Raw genomic sequence first — 13,046 nt, forward strand, 5'->3', positions numbered from 1 at the left:
CCGTGCCGTCAGGCGGTCGCGTCGGGGTGGCGTCCGCAGAGGAGGAAGACCACCGTGCGTTCGCTCTCGGTCCAGTCCGAGGTGTCGAGTGCGACGGACTGGAGCAGGGCGCACTCGACGTCGTAGCCGCCCGCGGCGAGCGCGGCCCCGACGGCCTCGGCCTCGTCGCGGGTGGAGGCGTGGGTGACGATGCGCTGCGGACGGCGGTCGGCGACGGCGGTCACGACGGGGACTCCGCCACCGCCGATCCGCACCACGTCCGGCTCGGGCAGGCGTTCCAGCACGTGCGGCGCGCGGCCCTCGACGACCTGCACCTGGACGCCGAGGCGGCGCGCCCGGGCGTCGGTCAGGCGGCAGGCCGCGGCGTCGGAGTCGACCGCGATGACGGCGGCGCCGAACCCCGCCGCCTCGGTCGCGAGCGCGCCGCCCCCGCAGCCGATGTCCCACACCAGGTCGCCGGTACGGGGGCCGAGGCGGGCGAGCTGGGCCGCGCGCAGCCCCGCGTACTCGCCCTCGCGCTGCGGCGCCCGGCGCTCCTCGTCGTCCGGCGGCAGGGCCCAGCCGCGCTGCTGCGGCGGGTAGCCGGGTCCGCGCCCGGCGAGCCACCCGGCACCGGACCGGGCGACGCCCGTGAGGGTGCCGGACCCGCCGATGACGATCACGACGTTGGGGTCGCGCCAGACGTGGTCGGCGACCTTGTCCGAGGTGAGGACCGTGACCTGCTCGCGGTCGGTGCCGAGTTCCTCGCAGATGACGAAGGTGCGGTGGATCCCGTCGAGCAGCAGGGCCAGTTCGGCCGGGCCGGCTCCGGGTGAGGTGAGGACGGCGACCTTGGGGTGGGCCCGGCAGACGTTGACGGCCCGGCGCAGGGTGCGCTGGTGGGCGACGACCGTCAGGGCGTCGTCCCACGGCATGCCGGCCCGGGCGAAGGCGGTGGCGACGGAGGAGACGGCGGGGACCACCTCGACCTCCAGGCCGTGCTCGGGGGCCCGCAGGGTGCGGACGACGCCGAAGAAGCCGGGGTCGCCGTCGGCGAGGACGACCGCGCTGCCCCGGTGGCCGGCGATGCGCCGGGCGGCGAGGTCCACGCTGCCGAGGCGGATGCGCTCGGCGTTCGGGGGCACCTCGGGCAGGGCCAGGTGGTGGGCGGCGCCGGCCACCAGGGTGGCGGCGGAGAGCGCGGACGTGGCCGCCCGGGTGAGCGGCGAGCCGTCCCATCCGATCACCGTGACCCGGTCGGCCATCGCGTCAGTCTCCTGGTGTCGGTGCAGACAGGGGGTGTACGGGCGGTGGTGCGCCGCACGCCGAGGGTACCGGGCCCCGTGACGGGCCCGATGTGAGGGAAGGATTCGGCTGAGGCCGGGAGGGGGGCCGGCTCAGTTCCAGTCGGTGTAGGAGGCGTAGCCGGCCTCGGCCAGGCGGTCGGCCTCGAGGTCCTCGGGGAGCAGGCTCCACACGATCAGGTCGGTGCGGATCTCGGCCCAGCCGCCGCTGCCGTCCTCGGGCCGGGTGCGTACGGTCCAGGCGTTGCGCAGCACGCCCTCGCTGATGAAGCCGGCCTTCTGGGCGACCTGCTGGGAGGCGGTGTTGCCGGCGGCCGTGCGCAGTTCCATGCGCTCGAAGCGGCGGTCGCGGAAGAGCCACTGCGCGACCGCGAGCACGGACTCGGTGGCGTACCCCTCACCGCGCGCCCACGGTGCGGTCACGTAGGAGACCTCGGTGGCGAGCAGGCGCCAGTCGGTGTTGCGGAGGTGGACGATGCCGACGAGCCGCTGGGTGAGGAACTCCGTGACCGCGAAGACGATTCCGCGCCCCTCGGTGCGCTCGGCCGGCGCGAAGGCGCGGACCCAGTGCTCGGCGTCCCGGGAGGTGTACGGGTGGGGGGCCGAGGTCCAGGCGGTGACCATCTCGTCGTTCATCATCTCGGTGTGCGCCGGGATGTCGGCGTCCTCGAAGGGGCGCAGCACCAACCGCTCCGTGCTGATGGACACGTCCGGGAAGGTGTGAGTCATGCGCTGCTCCATGCCGGGGCCGGCGGTGGTCGTTGCCCAGCGGCCACGCCGTCGTACGCGTGTGCGGGCCGCGGGGGTTCGTCGTCGTGAGGACACAGCATGCAACACCGGCCCGGGACCGTGCATGGCCGGGTGCGCTACGACGCCGGCCCCGGGCACCGCGACGGGTGCCCGGGGCCGGCGTCGAACGGCCGTGCCGCTCGCTCAGCCGGCGGCGCCGAAGGAGGCGACGACGGAGCCCTGGTAGGTGTCCTCGAGGAACTTCTCGACCTCGGGCGAGTTCAGCAGCTTCGCGAGCTTCTGCACGCGCGGGTCGTCCTGGTTGCCGTCCTTGACGGCGAGGAGGTTGGCGTAGGGGTTGCCCTCGGCCTTCTCCAGGACCAGCGCGTCGGTGGCGGGCTTGAGGTCGGCCTCGATGGCGTAGTTGCCGTTGATGACCGCGGCGTCGACGTCGTTCAGGGCGCGGGGCAGCGTGGCGGCCTCCAGCTCCTTGAACTTCAGGCCCTTCGCGTCGGCGATGTCGGAGAGCTTGGCGTCGGTGCCGACGCCCTCCTTGAGGGTGATCAGGCCGTTGTCGGCGAGCAGGTGGAGCGCGCGGCCCTCGTTGGTGGTGTCGTTGGGGACGGCGACGGTCTGCCCGGCCTTGATGTCCTTGATGTCCCCGGCCTTCTCGGAGTAGAGGCCGAGGGGCTCCAGGTGGACGTTGACGACGGGGACGACGGTCGTCTTGTTCTTCTTGTTGAAGTCGTCCAGGTACGGCTTGTGCTGGAAGAAGTTGGCGTCGACCTGGCCCTGCTGGGTGGCGGTGTTCGGCAGGACGTAGTCCGTGAACTCCTTGACCTCCAGCTTGAGTCCGGCGTCGGCGGCCAGGTTCTCCTTGACGTAGTTGAGGATGTCGGCGTGCGGCGTCGGGGACGCGGCGACGACGAGGGCCTTGGACTCGTCGGCCTTGGCGCCGGCGTCGCCGCCGGAGTTCGGGTCGGACGCCGTGCCGCAGGCGGTCAGGCCGAGGGCGAGCGCGGCGGTGGCCGCGGCCGCGGCGGTGAGCTTGATGTTCTTGCGCACGAAGAGTGCCTCTTTCCTGTGGTGGTGCGACGCCCGGACAAGGAGTGCGGGCGCTGGGGGTGGAGCGGGTCAGCCCGCGGCGCGACCGCGCCGGGCGAGGAGGCGTACGACGCCGTCGCCGAGGAGCTGGACGAGAGTCACCAGAGCGATCAGGATCACCACGGTGATCAGCATGAACTGGGTCTCGAAGCGCTGGAATCCGTAGGTCACGGCCTTGGAGCCGAGTCCTTCGCCGCCGACCGCGCCCGCCATCGCCGAGTAGCCGACGAGGACGATCACGGTGGTGGTGACGGCGGCGACCAGCGAGGGCAGGGCCTGCGGGAGCAGCACCTTGCGGACGATGGTGGGCACCGATCCGCCCATGGACTGCACGGCCTCGACGAGCCCGTGGTCCACCTCGCGGATGGCCGTCTCGACGAGCCGGGCGAAGAAGGGGATGGCGCCCACGGCGAGCGGCACGATCATGGCGGTGGGGCCGATGAAGGTGCCGACGACGAGCGTGGTGAAGGGGATCAGGGCGATCAGCAGGATGATGAACGGCAGCGAGCGGCCGATGTTCACGACGACGCCGACGACCTTGTTCACCGGGGTGTTCTGGAGCAGTCCGCCCTTGTCCGTGAGGACGAGCAGCACACCGAGCGGCAGTCCGCCGGCGACCGTGACGACGGTGGACCACAGCACCATGTAGAGGGTGTCGAGGGTGCCCTGCGTGAGCAGGGGCTGCATCTGGTCCCAGGTCACTTCGCGACCTCCTCGACGAGAGCGGGGCTCTGGGCGGGGACGGCCGCGGCCGGATCGCCGGCCACGTCGACCTGGAGGTCCTGTTCGCGCAGGAAGCCGATGGGCACGACGTTCTCCTCGTAGCGGCCGGGCAGCTCGATGCGCATCCGTCCGATCTGCCGGCCGCCGACGGTGTCCATCGCCGCGCCGAGGATCGATATGTCGATGTTGTAGGTGCGCGAGAGCTGGGAGATCACCGGCTGGGTGGCGGCTTCGCCGTGGAAGGTGACGTCGACGACGGTCCGGTCCGGGCCGGTGGCGTCACCGCTCACCGGGAACAGCTCGTGGGCGAGCTCGGAGCCGGGGGTGGCGAGCAGTTCGCTCACGGTGCCGGATTCGATGATCCTTCCCTTCCTCATCAGGGCCGCGGAGTCGCAGACGGTCTTCACGACGTCCATTTCGTGCGTGATGAGCAGCACGGTCAGCCCGAGCTGGCGGTTGAGGTCGCGCAGCAGCTGGAGGATGGAACGGGTGGTCTCGGGGTCGAGCGCGCTGGTGGCCTCGTCGGACAGCAGGACCTTGGGGTCGCCGGCGAGGGCGCGGGCGATGCCGACACGCTGCTTCTGGCCGCCGGACAGCTGGCCGGGGTAGGAGCGGGCCTTGTCGGCGAGGCCGACGAGGTCGAGGAGTTCGAGCGCCTTGCGGGAACGCTCGGAGCCGGAGACGCCGAGGATCTCCAGGGGCAGCTCGACGTTGTCCTTGACGGTCCGCGAGGACAGCAGGTTGAAGTGCTGGAAGACCATGCCGATGCGGGTGCGCGCCTCGCGGAGGTCCTTCGACGCGCGCCGGCCCCGGCCGGCGAGGGCCGTGAGGTCCCGGCCGTCGACGGTCACGGTGCCGGAGGTCGGGCGCTCCAGCAGGTTGACGCAGCGGATGAGGGAGGACTTGCCGGCGCCGCTCTGTCCGATGACGCCGAAGACCTCGCCCTCGCGGACGTGCAGGTCGACGCCGTCCAGGGCGGTGACGTCGCGGCCTCGCGATGAGTAGACCTTGGTGAGGCCCGTAGTGGTGATCACAGGGTTTCCGTCACTGTCGAGTGCACGGCGCGGTGTCCGCCGGGCACGGGGCATTTCGGGTCGGACAGCCCTCTGCGGGCACGGCCGTCCGGCTGGTGGCCGGGGGTGGCACGTGCGCGGGGCAGGGTCGCTCCGAGGCGTTCTCCGTGGTTCCGGGGACGTTCGGACGCGGCGCGGCTGTCGGTCTCGCTTCGGGGCGCGAGGCTCAGGCAGGGGCCCTCAGAAGGCGCGCATTCGACACAGACAACGAGCACCGGGCGTCGTGATCGCCTCGGTCGCAAGGGTGCGGCTGCTCGTCGTGGTCATGGCTGCAAGTAAAGCAGACAGGTGTACGAGCCAATCGAAGGTGTCCGCTATTCGGACATCACCTCTACGGTATGTGGACAGGCAGCCCCGCCGGCCTGCACTACCCGAACCGCCTCCGAACTGCACGTATGCGCCGCGCGACGGTGGTCTGGGGGCTCGGCGGAGGTGCCGCGCTGTGGCCGATACCACCCGTCGAACGGCCCGGGAGCGGGTAGCCGGTGCCGGAGCGGGCAGGGCCGGGGGCAGGAGGGCGGTGCGCCGGGGGGGGCGGGTCCGCCGGCGGTCCGGTCCGTCCCGGGAGCGGGCACGGGGCAGCGCCCGGACGGGAGGGACGCGGCCCCGGCGCGGGCGCCGGAGGCCGGGACGGGCACCGGGGCCGGGGACAGGGGCCCGGGCGGCGCGTAATACGCTCGAGCCCATGCTCGACGCCCTGACGATCGCGGTGGCCGTGACCGCGCTCGCCCTCGCCGCGTGGTGCGGCCACGCCGCCTACCGCGACCAGCCCACCAAGGACTGGCACTTCATCGGCATCGCCGTGGTGTCGGTGCTCGCCCTCGCCCAGCTGGTCGTCGGCATCGTGCAGCTGGCACGGGGCGAGGAGCCCTCCGAGTCCGTCGCGATCTTCCTGGCGTACCTCATCGGTGCGGCACTCGCCGTGCCGGCCGCCGGATTCCTGTCGCTCGGCGAGCGCACCCGCTGGGGCTCGGCGACCGTGGCCGCCGGAGCGGTGGTCCTCGCCGTGCTCGAAGTACGGCTCCACGACATCTGGGGAGGCTGACGATGGCCGGGACGACCACCGGGGACGGCACGCCCGCGACGGGACGGTCCAGGCTGGTCTCCGGACCCGGCCTGCTGCTGGTCTGGCTCTACGGCGTGATGTCGGTCGGCGCCGTGTCGCGCTCCGTCTACCAGATCCTCACGGACTTCGGCAGCGCACCGCTGGCCCACGTGCTCTCCGCGGTCGCGGCGGTGGTGTACGCGTTCATCACGTACACGCTGGTGCGCGGTGGCGAGACGGCCCGCAGGGCGGCGCTGGTGTGCTGCGCCGCCGAGCTGGCCGGCGTGCTGATCGTCGGGACCTGGACCCTGCTGGACCCGTCCGCGTTCCCCGACTCGACGGTGTGGTCCGACTACGGCATGGGGTACGTCTTCATCCCGGTGCTGCTGCCGGTCACCGGCATGATCTGGCTGCGGCGCGCCCGCACGGCGTGAGCCTGCGGGTCCGGTGGCGGTTCCGGGTCACCGGCCGTCCGGCGGGCCCGAGGTCACCGGTCCGGCGGGCCCGGGATCTCCGGGCCCGCGGGCGGCTCAGGCGCTGGCCGCGTAGGCGCTCGGCGCGGACTCCTTCTCCAGCGTGACGAGGGTCAGCCGCGGGCCGGCCTGCTCGGTGGAGACGGGTACGTAGCCGCGGCTGCGGTAGAGGCGCAGGTTGCTCTCGCTGCGGTGACCGGTGAACAGGCGGAAGCGCTCCGCGCGGGCGTCGCCCGCGAAGCGCTCCTCGATCGCGTCGAGCAGCCGCCCGCCGAGACCGTGGCGCTGCATCCGCGGGTGGACGATGAGCTTGGCGATGCGGGCGGTGCCGGTGTCGTCGACCCGGCCGCGGACCGAGGCGACCACCTCGCCGCCGAGGCGGGCCACCAGCGCGTGCCCCTCGGCGAGTTCACGCCGCAGGTCGGAGAGCGTCTGGGTGAGCGGCTCGATGCCGTAGTCGCCGTAGAGCTCGGCCTCGGTCTGGTAGCACAGAAACTGCAGTTTGAGGATGTGCTCCGCGTCGTCCTCGGTCGCCGCTGAGATGGTCACGCTCATGCCCATGTGCGCATGCCTCCCGCTCACCTGTTCCGCCGGTTGTCTACCGCTCCCTTCCCAGATGCCCGGGAGCTGCAACCTCTGCCGCGAGCATTCTGCGCAGACATCCCAGGCATCGGGAACGCATCGGCCCCAGACTCCCCTGTGAGATACCCAACGTCCCTGCGATTTCCCGGTAGGTGGGGTCCTCGGGGGCGAGCATCGCGGTCAGCAGCCGGGGGCAGTTCCCCGGAGTGCGGGCGACGGCCGCACGCAGCGCGCGCCGCCGCTCGGAGCGCAGCGCGGCCCGCTCGGGGCCCGCGGCCGGGTCGGTGGCGGGGTCGGCGGCGGGCTCGTGACGGTACGGCAGTTCCCGGGCGGCGGTGCGGCGGGCGCGGCGGGCCTCCGCCCGTACCGCCGTCCTCACCCACCGGGCGGCGTCGTCCGGCAGGCCCGCGTCCGCGTCGAGACGCTCCAGGAGCCTCAGCCAGACGGCCTGTTCGAGGTCCCCGGCGTCCACCGCCGCGCCGGGCGCTTCGGCGCCGGCCTCGGCGCTCACCAGATCGCGCAGGGCGCCCACCATGCCGGTGACGGGGGCGGGATGAGTATCGGCAACGGTCATACCCGGCGTGACGTGCGGCGGGGGCACGGCAGTTTCCGTCCGGGGCGGCAGTCACCCGTACGGGTGCGGGTGCTGCCATCGGGGACCGCGCGGCGGCGGCCGGCCACCCAGGCGCGGCACCGTCCCGCCGCGCCTCGGGCACGCGTCCCGCCTCGCCTCGGGCAGGCGTGCTGTCCCGACGGCCGGGGCGGAAACGGGGACGGGCCGGACGGGCGGAGAGGCGCCCCGGGCGGGCGGGGCCGGGGCGCCTCGTGGCTCACGCCCGGAAGTCCTCCGCGGCCAGCAGACCGGTGTCCGGCATGTCGGTGAAGATGCCGTCGATGCCGGTGGCGAAGTAGGCGCGGCAGGCGCCGAACACGTCGCCGTAGGCGTTCGGGTCGGTGCCGCGGCGGAAGTCGGCCGGCAGGAAGGAGTTCTCGTTGCGCAGCGTGTACGGGTGGACGAGCAGCCCTCTCGCGTGGGCGTCGCGCACCAGTGCGGTGGGCCGGGTCAGCCGGCCGGCCGCGTCCTTGGGGATCACGAGGTCCAGGGTCGGGCCGATGCCCTGCGCGAAGGAGGCGATCCACGCCAGCCCCTCGGGGCGGACCAGGTCCGCGACCGTGCGGGGGTCCCCGGCCCGGACGAAGTCCCAGGGCCGGGAGGACGGTCCGGACAGCAGGACCACCCGGGGCGAGGACACCAGCCGGGCCATGCGGCGCATGCTGGTGGGCTCGAAGGACTGGAGGAAGACCGGGGAGTCGCGGCGGTCGCGACCGTGGCGCCGCAGCAGCTTCGCCAGCGGCTCCTCGAGCCCCAGGCCGATGTCCCGGAAGTACGTGGGGTGCTTGGTCTCGACGTGCAGCCACACCGGCCGGCCGCGCCGGCGGCCCTCCCGGTCGGCCCAGCGCAGCACCTCCTCGAAGGTGGGCACGTCCCAGCGGCCGTCGTAGAGGGTGTTCTCCTGGCGGACGGCCGGGATGCGCTCGGTGGCGCGCAGGGTCTTGAGCTCGGCGAGCGTGAAGTCCTCGGTGAACCAGCCGGTGATGCTGACGCCGTCGACGGACTTGGTGGTCCTGCGGTCCGCGAACTCCGGGTGGACGGCGACGTCCGTGGTCCCCGTGATGTCGTTCTCGTGACGGCATACGAGGTGGCCGTCCCTGGTGGGCACCAGGTCCTGCTCGATGACGTCCGCGCCCATGTCCAGCGCGAGGCGGTAGGCGCCCAGCGTGTGCTCGGGCCGGTACCCGCTGGCGCCCCGGTGTGCGATCACGGCGGGCACGGGCAGGCCGTGGCGGGCGGGGCGGCCGCCCCCTCCGCCGGAGGCGTGCGCGGTGCCCGCGCCCGCCGCCGCGCCGACCGCCGCCGTACCGAGAACCGCCGCGCCCAGCAGCGCCCGGCGTGCCGGACCGCTGCTCGTCCCCTGTGTCATGAAACGTTCCTCCATGTGATCTCCCGCACCTGTCGAGCGACGCCCGATGGTAGGCAGGCCCGCCCTACGGGCGGCAGACCGCGTGCGAACAGGACGGGAACGCACGTCAACACTGCGTATCGGACCGGTGAACCCGATGTGCGGCGGTGCGGGACCCGCGAGTATCGTCCTCACCTGCACCGGCCGGACCGGAAGCCGCGCCGTCCCGACCCCATAGCACGTCCCACGACACGGAGGACCCGTTGTCCCGCTTGACGCTCATCAAGGCAGTGCTCGGGCCGATCCTGCGTCTGATGTTCCGCCCCAGGGTGGAAGGCGCCGAGAACATTCCGGGGACCGGTCCGGTGATCCTCGCCGGCAACCACCTCACCTTCATCGACTCGATGATCCTTCCCCTGGTGACCGACCGGGCCGTGTACTTCATCGGCAAGGACGAGTACGTGACCGGCAAGGGCCTCAAGGGCCGCGCCATGGCGTGGTTCTTCACCGGCTGCGGCATGATCCCGGTCGACCGCGACGGCGCCAACGGCGGTGTCGCGGCGCTCATGACCGGCCGGCGGGTGCTGGAGGAGGGCAAGGTCTTCGGGATCTACCCCGAGGGCACCCGCTCCCCCGACGGCCGCCTGTACCGGGGGCGGACGGGCATCGCCCGGCTGACCCTGATGACGGGTGCGCCCGTGGTGCCGTTCGCGATGATCGGCACGGACAAGCTCCAGCCCGGCGGCGCCGGACTGCCGCGGCCGGGCCGCGTCACGGTGCGCTTCGGCGAGCCGCTGGAGTTCTCCCGCTACGACGGCATGGGCCGCGACCGCTACGTGCTGCGTGCGGTCACCGACTCGGTGATGAGCGAGGTCATGCGCCTGTCCGGCCAGGAGTACGTGGACATGTACGCCACCAAGGCGAAGGCCGCGTAACCGGCGCGGAGACCGCGCCGCAGCACGACGCACGACGCACGCAGGCCGAACGGGCCGGAGTCACTACGACTCCGGCCCGTTCGGCTGCCGCGCGGCCGGCCGGTGCGCTGACCGCCGGTGCGCTGACGCCCTGCGTACGGACGCCCGGTGCGCGCCCGCTGCCCAGTGCCGTGCGCACCGTGCCGTCAGTGCTCGACGGTGTCCGCGAGCTTCTGGCCGCGCAGCAGGAACCACGCCGCGACCGCGGTCGCCAGCAGGACGGCGGATCCGACGCCGGCGGCGACCCGCAGGCCGTCGGTGAAGGCGTCCTGGGCCGCGGCCACCAGCGCCGCCGCCTGCTCGCCCGGCAGGGCGCCCGACGCCTCCACCGCCCCGCCGAGCGACTCGTGGGCGGCCGACGCGACGTCGCCGGGGGTGCCGGCAGGGACGGTGAACTCCCGGTAGACGCCGGTCACGATGGAGCCCAGCAGCGCGATGCCGAGCGCCGCGCCCAGTTCGTAGGCCGTCTCGGAGACCGCCGAGGCGGAGCCCGCCTGTTCCTTCGGCACGCTGGAGAGGATCACGTCGGCGGTCACGGTGAAGGAGAACCCGGCGCCCGCGCCGACGACCAGGAGTGCCACGCCGAGCAGCGGATAGCCGGTCGACTGGTCGATCAGCGTGAGAACGCCGAGCGCCGCGCCGACGGCCGCGAGTCCGCCGGCGACCACGGAGCGCACCGAGAACCGCCGGGCCATGACGCCCGCGACGAGTCCGGTGGCCACCGCGCCGATCGCGGCGGGCAGTTCCGCGAGACCCGCCTCGAACGGCTCCCGGCCCTGGACCAGTTGCAGGAACTGCGACAGGAAGAAGACCAGGCCCGACAGCCCGAGGATGGTCAGCAGGTCGGCGAGGACCGCGCCCGAGAAGCCCCGGTGGCGGAAGAGCCTCATGTCGAGCAGGGGGGCGGGCAGGGTGAACTGCCGCCTGACGAAGCCGTACAGCGCGGCGGCGCCGATCACGGCCGCGGCCCCGGCGCCCCAGCTCGGACCGTGGCTCGCCGCCTCCTTGATCGCGTACACGACGCCGACCATGCCGACGAGCGACAGGACCACGCTGGCGAGGTCCCAGGGGCCGCGCGCCGGGTTCTTCGACTCGGGCAGCAGCTTGGCGCCGACGACCACCAGGACGGCCATCACGGGCAGGTTGATCAGGAAGACCGAGCCCCACCAGAAGTGCTCCAGCAGGAACCCGCCGACGACCGGTCCGACGGCCGCGCCGGCGGAGGCCGTGGCGCCCCAGATGCCGATCGCGAGGCTGCGCTCCCGGGGGTCGTGGAAGATGTTGCGGATCAGGGCCAGCGTCGACGGCATGAGGGTGGCACCTGCGACACCGAGCAGCGCCCGCGCCACGATCATCATCTCGGGGCTGGTGGCGTACGCGTTGAGCACGGACACCGCGCCGAACGCGACCGCGCCCGTGAGCAGCAGCTTCTTGCGGCCGATGCGGTCGCCGAGGCTGCCCATGGAGACCAGCAGGCCCGCGATGACGAAGGAGTAGACGTCGCCTATCCACAGGAGCTGGTTGCCGGTCGGCTGGAGGTCCTCGCTGAGGAAGGGGGTCGCGAGGCCGAGGACGGTGGCGTCGACGGCGACCAGCAGTACGGCCAGCACCAGCACGGCCAGGGCCAGCCAGCGCGCGGGGCGGCTCAGCTCCTGCTCCGTCTCCGGTCCGGTGAGGGTCCTGCTCATGCGTCCACGCTCCGTCGTGCTCCGCCGAGCAGCAGCTCGGCGATCATGTACTGGAAGTCCTTCTGGGCGACCCGGCCGTCCATCACGGCCCAGGCGCAGGAGCCCACGAGGCCGTAGAGCGCCTCGGTGAGCCAGGCGGGCGTGAGGTCGATACGGAACTCGCCCTGCTGCTGGCCCCGCCGGAAGAGGTCGGAGACCCGGGCGTCGAGGCGCGCCCAGCCCTCGTCGATCTCGCCCTCGAAGAGCTGGTTCTCCGTGTAGAGGAAGGCGAGCAGGTCCGCGGAGGGCTGCATCTCGCCGATCAGCCGCCGCAGCGCCTCACCGGCGGGGCCGTCGTCGATCCGGGACCGGTCGAGGGCGCTCTCCAGCTCCCGGATGCCGAGGGCCTCCAGCGCGCGGACGAGGGCGTCGCGGCCCGCGAAGTGGCGGTGCAGGGTGGCGCGGCCGATGCCCGCCGCCCTGGCGACCTCGTCCATGGTGGCGGTCGATTTGCGGGAGAGCACGGCGGCGGCGGTGCGCAGCATCTGTTCACGGTCCAGGGCCATGAGACGAGCATAACCCAGATGAGACATTGATGTCTCATTCAATACAGTGCCGTCACCGCCCCAGACCGCTGCAGACGCCCGGGCAGCGCCGCCGACGGCGCGCGGTCCGGGAGGGTGCCGCCGGACCGTTCCCGGCGGGCGCCGGCGAGACGCTGGGCGGTCTTCCGCGCGGGCTGTACATCGTGGACGGCGCCCCCACAATGGAGATCGGCCCCGACGGCCGCAAGTCCGTGACCATGGCGCACGGTTCGCGCACGCACATCTGCGCGCAGATCGACCGACCGTCCGGGCACCCCCGCCACGGCCCGCTCGGGGCCCCGTGGCCCCCTGCGAAGGACACCCGGTGAAACCGCTGCTGCTGATCGACGTCGACGGCCCCCTGAACCCCTATGCAGCCAAGCCGGAACGGCGGCCCGAGGGCTACACCACCCACCGGATGCGGCCCACCGGATGGACCGGCGCAAAGCCGCTGCGGGTGTGGCTCCACCCCGGTCACGGGGCGGAGCTGCTGAAGCTTGCGCGGTGGTACGAGCTGGTGTGGGCGACGACCTGGAAGGACGAGGCCAACACCTGGATAGGACCGCGCATCGGGCTGCCCGAACTGCCCTTCGTCGACTGGCCGCAGATGCACGGACGGGCGCCGCGGGGGACGTTCTGGAAGACGCAGTACATCCTCCGGTACGCCCCCGGGCGCCCGTTCGCGTGGATCGACGACGACATCACGGACCTCGACCGCGAGTACGTCGGACGGCACCACCTCGCCGACGCACTGCTGCTGCGCGTCGACGAGCGGATCGGGCTGACCCGGCCCGACTTCGACGCGCTCGCCGAGTGGGGGGCGGCGCTGTAGCGCCCGCCTCCGTGAC

14 protein-coding genes are annotated in these 13,046 nt (G+C 72.9%); 4 read left to right on the top strand and 10 right to left on the bottom strand.

The window, feature by feature from the left end; translation table 11 throughout:
- Nucleotides 1–8: 8 nt before the first annotated feature.
- From cbiE to IAG43_RS05160, 5 genes are all read right to left on the bottom strand, one after another.
- Nucleotides 9–1,244, bottom strand: coding sequence for a precorrin-6y C5,15-methyltransferase (decarboxylating) subunit CbiE (gene cbiE, locus IAG43_RS05140; protein WP_187739565.1), 1,236 nt, complete (start codon nucleotides 1,242–1,244; stop codon nucleotides 9–11).
- A 132-nt stretch (nucleotides 1,245–1,376) separates the two neighbouring features.
- On the bottom strand, nucleotides 1,377–2,024 hold the full coding sequence (locus tag IAG43_RS05145) for a GNAT family N-acetyltransferase (protein ID WP_187739566.1): 648 nt from the start codon (nucleotides 2,022–2,024) through the stop codon (nucleotides 1,377–1,379).
- Nucleotides 2,025–2,216: 192 nt separating this feature from the next.
- Nucleotides 2,217–3,077: a MetQ/NlpA family ABC transporter substrate-binding protein gene (locus tag IAG43_RS05150; protein WP_187739567.1), complete on the bottom strand. Its 861-nt coding sequence runs from the start codon at nucleotides 3,075–3,077 to the stop codon at nucleotides 2,217–2,219.
- Between the two features lie 69 nt (nucleotides 3,078–3,146).
- Nucleotides 3,147–3,818, bottom strand: coding sequence for a methionine ABC transporter permease (locus IAG43_RS05155; protein ID WP_187739568.1), 672 nt, complete (start codon nucleotides 3,816–3,818; stop codon nucleotides 3,147–3,149).
- The gene (locus IAG43_RS05160) at nucleotides 3,815–4,873 is read right to left on the bottom strand and encodes a methionine ABC transporter ATP-binding protein (RefSeq protein WP_187739569.1); all 1,059 of its coding nucleotides are present in this window, start codon (nucleotides 4,871–4,873) and stop codon (nucleotides 3,815–3,817) included. The genes IAG43_RS05155 and IAG43_RS05160 overlap by 4 nt, the downstream gene beginning before the upstream one ends.
- A gap of 724 nt (nucleotides 4,874–5,597) precedes the next feature.
- Here IAG43_RS05160 and IAG43_RS05165 point away from each other — a divergent pair.
- Both IAG43_RS05165 and IAG43_RS05170 read left to right on the top strand, forming a co-directional pair.
- Nucleotides 5,598–5,957, top strand: coding sequence for a hypothetical protein (locus IAG43_RS05165; protein WP_187739570.1), 360 nt, complete (start codon nucleotides 5,598–5,600; stop codon nucleotides 5,955–5,957).
- A gap of 2 nt (nucleotides 5,958–5,959) precedes the next feature.
- Nucleotides 5,960–6,391, top strand: coding sequence for a hypothetical protein (locus tag IAG43_RS05170; protein WP_187739571.1), 432 nt, complete (start codon nucleotides 5,960–5,962; stop codon nucleotides 6,389–6,391).
- A gap of 96 nt (nucleotides 6,392–6,487) precedes the next feature.
- Here the strand turns inward: IAG43_RS05170 and IAG43_RS05175 are convergent, their stop codons facing one another.
- The 3 genes from IAG43_RS05175 to IAG43_RS05185 form a co-directional block, all read right to left on the bottom strand.
- Nucleotides 6,488–6,991 carry a GNAT family N-acetyltransferase gene (locus IAG43_RS05175; protein ID WP_187739572.1) on the bottom strand — a complete coding sequence of 168 codons (504 nt, stop codon included), beginning with the start codon at nucleotides 6,989–6,991 and terminating at the stop codon, nucleotides 6,488–6,490.
- A 37-nt stretch (nucleotides 6,992–7,028) separates the two neighbouring features.
- A complete protein-coding gene (locus IAG43_RS05180; RefSeq protein ID WP_187739573.1) occupies nucleotides 7,029–7,586 on the bottom strand; it encodes a sigma-70 family RNA polymerase sigma factor in 558 nt (185 codons plus the stop codon).
- Nucleotides 7,587–7,842: 256 nt separating this feature from the next.
- Nucleotides 7,843–8,994 (bottom strand): glycerophosphodiester phosphodiesterase, encoded by a 1,152-nt coding sequence (locus tag IAG43_RS05185; protein WP_187739574.1) that lies wholly within the window; start codon nucleotides 8,992–8,994, stop codon nucleotides 7,843–7,845.
- A gap of 242 nt (nucleotides 8,995–9,236) precedes the next feature.
- On the opposite strand from IAG43_RS05185, the gene IAG43_RS05190 reads away from it, so the two are divergent.
- On the top strand, nucleotides 9,237–9,908 hold the full coding sequence (locus IAG43_RS05190) for a lysophospholipid acyltransferase family protein (protein WP_187739575.1): 672 nt from the start codon (nucleotides 9,237–9,239) through the stop codon (nucleotides 9,906–9,908).
- 185 nt (nucleotides 9,909–10,093) lie between these two features.
- On the opposite strand, the gene IAG43_RS05195 is transcribed toward IAG43_RS05190, so the two are convergent.
- Together IAG43_RS05195 and IAG43_RS05200 are read right to left on the bottom strand one after the other, a co-directional pair.
- A complete protein-coding gene (locus IAG43_RS05195; RefSeq protein ID WP_187739576.1) occupies nucleotides 10,094–11,635 on the bottom strand; it encodes an MFS transporter in 1,542 nt (513 codons plus the stop codon).
- Complete coding sequence (locus IAG43_RS05200) at nucleotides 11,632–12,180, bottom strand: TetR/AcrR family transcriptional regulator (protein WP_223005907.1); 549 nt, start codon at nucleotides 12,178–12,180, stop codon at nucleotides 11,632–11,634. The genes IAG43_RS05195 and IAG43_RS05200 overlap by 4 nt, the downstream gene beginning before the upstream one ends.
- Before the next feature lie 343 nt (nucleotides 12,181–12,523).
- Between IAG43_RS05200 and IAG43_RS05205 the strand changes: the two genes are divergently transcribed.
- Nucleotides 12,524–13,030, top strand: a complete 507-nt coding sequence (locus IAG43_RS05205; protein WP_187739578.1) for an HAD domain-containing protein — start codon at nucleotides 12,524–12,526, stop codon at nucleotides 13,028–13,030.
- Nucleotides 13,031–13,046: the final 16 nt, after the last annotated feature.

The organism is Streptomyces genisteinicus (genome assembly GCF_014489615.1).
Classification (GTDB): Bacteria; Actinomycetota; Actinomycetes; order Streptomycetales; family Streptomycetaceae; genus Streptomyces; species Streptomyces genisteinicus.

What these genes read in the sequence shown, in the direction of transcription:
- IAG43_RS05165 (WP_187739570.1), top strand. Translation starts at nt 5,598, where the DNA reads ATGCTCGACGCCCTGACGATCGCGGTGGCCGTGACCGCGCTCGCCCTC.
- IAG43_RS05200 (WP_223005907.1), bottom strand. Translation starts at nt 12,180, where the DNA reads ATGGCCCTGGACCGTGAACAGATGCTGCGCACCGCCGCCGCCGTGCTC.
- cbiE (WP_187739565.1), bottom strand. Translation starts at nt 1,244, where the DNA reads ATGGCCGACCGGGTCACGGTGATCGGATGGGACGGCTCGCCGCTCACC.
- IAG43_RS05180 (WP_187739573.1), bottom strand. Translation starts at nt 7,586, where the DNA reads ATGACCGTTGCCGATACTCATCCCGCCCCCGTCACCGGCATGGTGGGC.
- IAG43_RS05185 (WP_187739574.1), bottom strand. Translation starts at nt 8,994, where the DNA reads ATGACACAGGGGACGAGCAGCGGTCCGGCACGCCGGGCGCTGCTGGGC.
- IAG43_RS05145 (WP_187739566.1), bottom strand. Translation starts at nt 2,024, where the DNA reads ATGGAGCAGCGCATGACTCACACCTTCCCGGACGTGTCCATCAGCACG.
- IAG43_RS05175 (WP_187739572.1), bottom strand. Translation starts at nt 6,991, where the DNA reads ATGGGCATGAGCGTGACCATCTCAGCGGCGACCGAGGACGACGCGGAG.
- IAG43_RS05170 (WP_187739571.1), top strand. Translation starts at nt 5,960, where the DNA reads ATGGCCGGGACGACCACCGGGGACGGCACGCCCGCGACGGGACGGTCC.
- IAG43_RS05195 (WP_187739576.1), bottom strand. Translation starts at nt 11,635, where the DNA reads ATGAGCAGGACCCTCACCGGACCGGAGACGGAGCAGGAGCTGAGCCGC.